We start from the raw sequence: 882 nt of genomic DNA, 5'->3' as shown, positions 1-882 counted from the left end.
CGATCAGTTTTGTTAGTGATGAGCGTTTCCACCAGCGAAGAACGGTCAGTCACGAAGCGCAGCACCATTTGCACGTGAATATCGTCCAAGTCCAACACCTGCACTAACGCACCTGGAATGGAATAGACTTTCGCTTCTGCGTTCGATAAATCGTAAGTTTGGCCACTCACTTTGTCGGTCAACGTGAGCTTGTCGAACGTTTGGCCAGACATAAAATGCGCGTACTCTTGCGTCACTTGCATAATACCGCCGAAAGCGCCATAACCCGCCGCATCTTCAGGTAGCAAATGGCCATGCCACGCGCCGTTGTCCGTGAGTGCGTTGTACTTCAGGTTCGAATAACTGTCGTAATCACGCAGGTAAGTTGGATTACCAGTACGATCAATCACGTTAGTAAATTCTGAAGTTGGCGCCTGTGGTAAACGGATTTCAGTTTTATCATTGGAACCACATCCAACAAGCGAAATAGTAGCCCCGATCAGAATGGCAAGTGTGCTCTTTTTAAACATACTTTTTCCCTATTATTTACGTTATTTTTATATTCTCATTTATATAAATGAGTGTTTTTAGTGTGCAGAAGCCCGGCTCGCACTAAATAAGCACGAGCTTCCAATAATTATTCTTTTATTTTTCTTTAGCGACAGTGATGGCTTTTAATAAATCGCCATTAATATTCGGAATTGTGTCAGCCAAAAATATCTGATTACCAGGCGTAAAAGTGAGTAAAACGTTTTTTAGTCGTTGACTGTTTTCACTGGTTTTATTTTGAACATCAAACTCAATTAATTTGTTGTACACTTCATTTGCCAGTTTTTCTTCTTGTTCTTCGGTAATCGCAATGCGTCCAACACAAATTGGAGGTCGAATATCGTGGCTAAACAC

The 882-nt window shown here is 41.8% G+C and carries 2 pseudogenes; both read right to left on the bottom strand.

The window, feature by feature from the left end:
• Nucleotides 1-509, bottom strand: a pseudogene (locus R8O11_RS26120) (alpha-glucosidase); the annotation flags it as partial.
• Nucleotides 510-624: 115 nt separating this feature from the next.
• A pseudogene (locus tag R8O11_RS26115) lies at nucleotides 625-882 on the bottom strand (transcriptional regulator); the annotation flags it as partial.

It is taken from the genome of Vibrio sp. 1288 (assembly GCF_033344475.1).
The sequence above is the reverse complement of the archived record's forward strand: the minus strand, read 5'-3'. Positions and strand labels throughout refer to the sequence as shown.